Raw genomic sequence first — 6,787 nt, 5'->3', positions numbered from 1 at the left:
TATTTAGATTAGCTTATTTTGCAAAAGCCCTTTTCATTTATTTTATAATCATATTTTTTATCTAATGTTTATCTAGCCTAAATTATTTCTTTCTTCTTAAAGCTACCGCTCCAATTGCAGCAGTAATTACTCCACCTAAAGCCATTACGCCGCTTCCAACCATGCCACCTGTTTGTGGTAGATTATTTCCCTGCTTACTTGGCTTATTTGGTTTATTTGGTTTATTAGTATTTAGGCTTTCTTTACTTGGATTTTCTGTGGTTGTCTTCTCTGGGTTCTCTGGATTCTCTGTGGTTGGTTTTTCTGGCACTGTATATGATACTACTTCACTCACATTGCCACTCTCATCTATAGCTCTTGCATAAATAGTTGCTTTTTCCTCCACCTTTACAGGTTCTGTATAGGAAGTCCACGTTTTATTATCTAAGCTATATTCTATTTTTGCTGTATCTTCATCTACTGCTGTTAATGTTACTACACCATCTTTCTCAGTTATAACTGGAGATTTAGGTGCTGTTCTATCTGGAACCTTATATTCTACTACTTCACTTACATTGCCACTCTTATCTATAGCTCTTGCATAAATAGTTGATTTTTCTTCCACTTTTACAGGTTCTGTATAGGAAGTCCATGTTTTATTATCTAAGCTATACTCTATTTTGGCTGTATCTTCATCTACTGCTGTTAATGTGATTTTTCCATCTTTTTCAGCTACAACTGGAGATTTAGGTGCTGTTCTGTCTAGCACTCTATATGCTGCTACCACACTTATATTTCCAGATTCATCTATAGCTCTTGCATAAATAGTTGCTTTTTCTTCCACCTTTACAGGTTCTGTATAGGAAGTCCATGTTTTATCATCTAAGCTATACTCTATTTTGGCTGTATCTTCATCTGCTGCTGTTAATGTTATTTTTCCATCTTTTTCAGCTACAACTGGAGGTTTAGGTGCTGTTCTATCTGGCACTGTATATGATACTACTCCACTTACATTGTCACTTTTATCTATAGCTCTTACATATATTGTTGATTTTTCTTCCACTTTTACAGGTTCTGTATAGGAAGTCCACGTTTTATTATCTAAGCTATACTCCATTTTTGCTGTATCTTCATCTGCTGCTATTAATGTGACTATACCTTTTTCTTCTTTTATCTGTGGTGCTACAGGTGCTATTGTATCTTGTACTACATAAGTTAATACTCCACTTATATTGCCAGCTGCGTCTAAAGCTCTCACATAAATAGTTGCTTTTTCTTCCACTTTTACAGGTTCTGTATAAGTAGTCCATGTTTCTTTATCAAAACTATATTCTATCCTTTCAGTATCTTCATCTGCTGCTACTAATATTATTTTTCCATCTTTTATACTAAGAAGCGGTACTCCTGGTGCTGTTCTATCTGGTACTGTATAGCTTGATACTTCACTTATATTACCAGCTTCATCTATAGCTCTTACATATATTGTTCCTTTTTCCGGAACTCTTACAGGCTCTGTATAAGCCGTCCATGTTTCTTTATCAAAACTATATTCCATTCTTAATGTATCTTCATCTGCTGGTATCAATGTCACTATTCCCTTTTCTTCTGTTATACTTGGAGCTATTGGAGGTGTAGTATCAGCTTCTTTTTCTATAATTATATTACCACCTGCTTCTACTGTTACCATGTAAACAATAACTTTATCTCCACTTGATACTTCTACTCTGTATGGTACTGATTTTTCTGATAGATATAAATAAATATTTTCATCGTCTTTATGTCCTTTTGTTATATTCCAATCTACTCCATCAACTTTAACACTGGTAACATTAGGTGCTAAGACTGTTACTTCATAAGGGGTTAATCCATTCATTTCTGTTAATGTGCATTCTTCTCCATCTTCACCTTTACCTATAGCTGCTCCTATTCCTGTTGATGTGGCTTTTACTGTTCCTTTTAATATGGTTATATCTTGTTTTTTACCTCTATAACCATTACCTATTGCTGCACCATAATCACTTGAAGTTGCAGTGATAGTACCACCCTCAATGTTTATTGTTCCAGCCTCACTACCAGCAGCTCCACCAATAGCTGCACCTTTACTTGTAGAAGTTGCATCTACAACCCCTCCTGAAATATTTATTGCTATTTTACCTTTTGATGATGATCCTGCTCCTATGGCCGCTCCTGCTGAATATGAACTTGTACTAGTTGTTTGTGCATTTACATATCCACCTGAAATTAATACATTATAGTCAGTACTACCTCCATAGCAATCACCTATAGCCGCACCTGAACCATTATTACTAGCTATAACTTCACCACCCGTAACTTGAATTGATGCTGATATAGCATTAGGATTCTTTGCATTTGATCCGCTACCAATAGCTGCAGAACCAATATAATTCTTAACATCTGAAATAGCAGTTACTTTACCACCACTTATATTTATATTACTTGCAATACCACTATTTCCACCACCTATTGCTGCACCTGCTCCATTTGTGGTTACATTAATAACGCCATCACTTATATTTATTGTACCAGAATCCATAATACCTGCTGAACTTCCACCGCCAATACATGATCCATAATTACTCTGTGCTGACTTAATATTTAGTGTACCCTTACCCAGAATCTCAAGTTCTTTTCCATAATCCACACTTATAATAGCTCGTTCTGAGTAATTAGCTGTACTTGTAAGCGTATTATCACCTTTTAAGGTCAGAGTATTATTAGTTCCTTTAAATTCAATAGCATTTTTAAAGAATGCGGTTACATTAGTATTAAAATTGTTAATTGTAAAATCTACGTTACCTTCACAATTGACATCTACATTATTATATGGATTACTTGCTGTATTTTCATTATTACCAGTAATAGATACTTTCTTAGCTGTATCTTTTATAACAACAGTTTTTCCTGATAAATTTGCTGGAAGTTTATAATTACCATCCTCATAAATTATATAAGGCGCTTTCAACTCAGTAGTAAGTTCATCTTTATTAACAACAGTTAATTTAGTAGAGTCTGTTTTTCCATTTACTGTAGAAACCGTAATGGTAGTTTCTCCTTTAGTTAATGCCTTCACATAACCTGTTTTACTTACAGTTGCAACATCCTCATTAGAAGAAGACCATGTTAAAGTTTTATCTTTTGAATTATACGGATTTATGCTGGCATTCATCTGGAACTCTGAACCTTCTGCTAAGGTCACATCCTTATCATTCAAAGTAACACTCTTAGGATCAACTGAGCCTTCAACTAATTCAATAGGCTCAGATTCTAGTACATTTTTAGCATAATCTATGGCTATAACTTTTATGTCCTTTGCTTCTATACCATCTAGTTTAAATACTTCCTCATATTCCACCCCTGGCTTGTCCTTATCTAATGGAATAATCTTTGTCAAAGTGTTTCCTTTTCCATCTTCTAATTGCATTGCTTGTAAGTAATGGTTATCTTTCAAAGTTATATCTAAATACTTTGAACCATCAACTATTTCAACTTTAGCCTTTACTAATTCAGGAACTTTTGTATCAATAGTAACCGGTATTTCAACCTCTTGTAAATCCTTAGTTTCCCCACCTACTGGCATTCCGCTTATTTTATAAGTGTAAACTCCATCTTCAAAAGGCTTATTACCTTTGCTATTTATACTATCCCAGCCATTGTTATCTATAGCATAAGTAATCTTTCCAAGATTACTATTATATAATGACTTCTTTTCTCTTTTACCCTTATTTTTATAAATTTCATTTCCTTTACTATCCATTACTGAATAACTTACCTCTTCAGTATTTCTTAATAATCCAACTAATGCATTTACAGAATAAGAACCATCAATGTTAGGACCAATAGCAATTTTATCTTTATTAGCTATTATAGGCTGATCTTTCCCAGTAAAACCATTTACGCCAAGATAATTCCCTTTTCCTGTACTATTATTAAAATATCCAAGAGTTGTTTCATACATAGCTGCTTTTTGGTTATCATATATTGTATTGTCAAACAATGGTATAGACTTCCACTCTCCATAGAATCCCAAGAATGGAATATTAAGATTAATTTTATCCTCATTATTAGAAATAAGTGTAACAAATCCATCTATAAATGTTCCATTTTCACAAATTTTTAGTTCATTTTTAGCTTTCTCTGTAAGTTTTAAAGAAACTGTAATTGTTTTTTTCTCTCCTGCTCCAACTGTAATATTATTGCCTTCTTCACCAGCCACTGTAACTGTTACCTTTGAATCATCCAGTTTATCTGAAGCTTGAGCAAAAAATTTTCCTTCCTCTTTAGATAATATTTTTTCTGTTAAAACAGTAGTATCTACTGTATACGTTAATGATTCATCAGAAATATTATTAACATCAAAGTTAAATGAATATTCGCCAGTTAAGCTATCACCTAATTCAGCCTTTGGTTTTCCAACACTTGCAGTTAAGTAGGCCCCTGTTTTTATTGCACTGTTAACATTAAAAAGCCCAGAACCTTGCTTACGAGGTGAATATGCAACTCCATCAGCATCAATTACTGAAGTTGATGTACTCATTAATAAGTTAATTAATAAATCTTCTTGCTCTTTTAATGATAACCCCTTGAATTTTTCATTTTGTTTCAAATATTGTCTTACAACTGCTGTTGCACCAGCTACATGGGGACTTGCCATAGATGTACCATTCATAGATCCATATCCCCCATTTGATAAAGTAGAGTAAATTCCTCCACCAGGACCTGTAATTTCAGGCTTTAATTTTAAATCAGCAGTTACTCCCCAAGATGAAAAATCAGACATTAACCCACATGTATCATCTTGAAAATTTTCTATATAAGATTTTGCTATAGATATTTTTTTAGATTCTTGTTGAACTAGCATTTCACCATTTGACTTTGAAATGAAAATCATAGGTAAAAGTCCATCAGTTTGCATGCTAGTTAAAGCACCATCTATATTGTCATAAATAATTAAACCAGATGCATTGGCGTTTTTGGCATTTTTCTCCTTATCTGTAAAGTTTATAGATCCACGCTGTACTAATGCAACTTTTCCTGATACATCTACAGTACTAAAGTCTTCTTTTGTTCCTACACCTGGAACAACTACATATTCCACTGCTTCTCCTTCAAGAGAGCTAAAGATTTTTTTATTTCCTTGATTTGGATCGGCATATTTAATTTTTACTTTATCCATTAAAAAGTATGGTGAGAAAGTTTTATTATTGTTTATACTTGCAACTGAAGTTGCTGCATTATAAGTTGAAGGAGAACCAACTACACTGTTATCTGGATTTGTTATTAAAGGAAGATCCCCCAATTTAGAATGCAAAGTTGAACTGTATTCATTACCAGCTGCACATATTAAATTAATACCTGCCGCTGCCACCCTATTGTAGGTAGAATTTAAGACTTCATAAGCTTCTTCTGTAAATCCAGCTGGAGAGCCAAGACTCATATTGATTGAATCTACACCTAAAGCTACAGCATCATCTAAAGCAGCAAGTATATTGTAATCTGATGCACCTCCACCCTTACTACTAAACACTTTCATAATCATAAGTTGTGCATCTGGAGCAACACCTCTTACTAGCTCTGCATTTGCTGCTACTGTACCTGCTACGTGGGTGCCATGACTTCCTGCATCAGCCGGATTATCATCTTTATCTGCATAGTCATATGCAAAAGGAACTTTTTCACTCTTATATACATTTCCTTTAGCATTCATATTGTTATTACTCATAATTTTAGCGATATCTTCGGATGAATATTTCGAATTTTCAGGCTTATTTTGAAATGCTTCATGCTCTACAGCTAATCCTGAATCCACTACTGCAACTACTGTTCCCTTCCCTGTATACCCTGATGTGTTTGCTTCAGTTGCACCAATAGTTCCACCACTATTAACCATAGTTGGCTGATTTTCTACTTCTGGCTGTGTTGGCAAATCATAAATAGTTGCAACAAAAGCATTTTTTACTCCTTCTGTTTCTTTAATTGTTTTTAAATCCCCAAACTTTGCTTTTAGTGCAAATCCATTCATTGCAACAGTATACTCAGCTTGTATTTCTATCTCTGAAGACGCTTTTGATAATATTCTATTTGTTACAGTTTCTTGTTCTTTTAATAAGTCATTAGAAATTCTTTTTCCCTTTGAAGAACCTATAAATGACTGTACATTACTTGTCCCATCTTCCTTTATATAGTGTTCTATCACTGGTTCACTTTCTAACTCAACAATAATTGTTACTTCTTCATCTGTTTTATGACTCATCTCTAAATCCATTTCTAGATTTGAATCAATTCTATCAATTAGCCTTTCTTCTTCTCTAAAATTCATTAAATGAGCCTTACTTATGTCTAATGTTTGTTCATTACCTGTATCTCCATATGCTACCAATATGTTATTGGTAAATATAGATGTGGTCATCATACTAACTGCAAATGTAGTAGCTATAATACTTCTTAAATACTTGTTTTTCATTTTTTCCCCCTTAATATCGTAGTAAATTATTAAATAATATTCACATTTTTTTAAATTATTCATATTTGTTTACTTTTTTACATTTAAGAAATTAATCATATGTCCTACTCTATGCCAATAGAACTATAAACTCATAATTGAAACTTTTATCCATTATATTGTCTCCTTGATAAACATGTACAAAAATACTTAAATTCAAAAATATGGAAGTAAGATTTGAATAAAAATATCCTAGTCTATTTTTCCTAGGATATTTTTATTGTGGGCATTTCTTATTTATTATTTATTCTATTTATTAAATCTTCTACAGCAGTTTTGCTAACTTCT

At 33.0% G+C, this 6,787-nt stretch carries 1 protein-coding gene; it reads right to left on the bottom strand.

The window, feature by feature from the left end:
* Nucleotides 1-82: 82 nt before the first annotated feature.
* Nucleotides 83-6,460 (bottom strand): OmpL47-type beta-barrel domain-containing protein, encoded by a 6,378-nt coding sequence (locus B3W71_RS14070; protein ID WP_346889565.1) that lies wholly within the window; start codon nt 6,458-6,460, stop codon nt 83-85.
* Nucleotides 6,461-6,787: the final 327 nt, after the last annotated feature.

It is taken from the genome of Clostridium sp. UBA1056, from assembly GCA_002316385.1.
In the GTDB taxonomy this organism is placed as follows: Bacteria; Bacillota; Clostridia; order Clostridiales; family Clostridiaceae; genus Clostridium_J.
Note: the sequence above shows the minus strand (reverse complement) of the source record. Positions and strands in the feature narration are given on the sequence as shown.

What these genes read in the sequence shown, in the direction of transcription:
- B3W71_RS14070 (WP_346889565.1), bottom strand. Translation starts at nt 6,460, where the DNA reads ATGAAAAACAAGTATTTAAGAAGTATTATAGCTACTACATTTGCAGTT.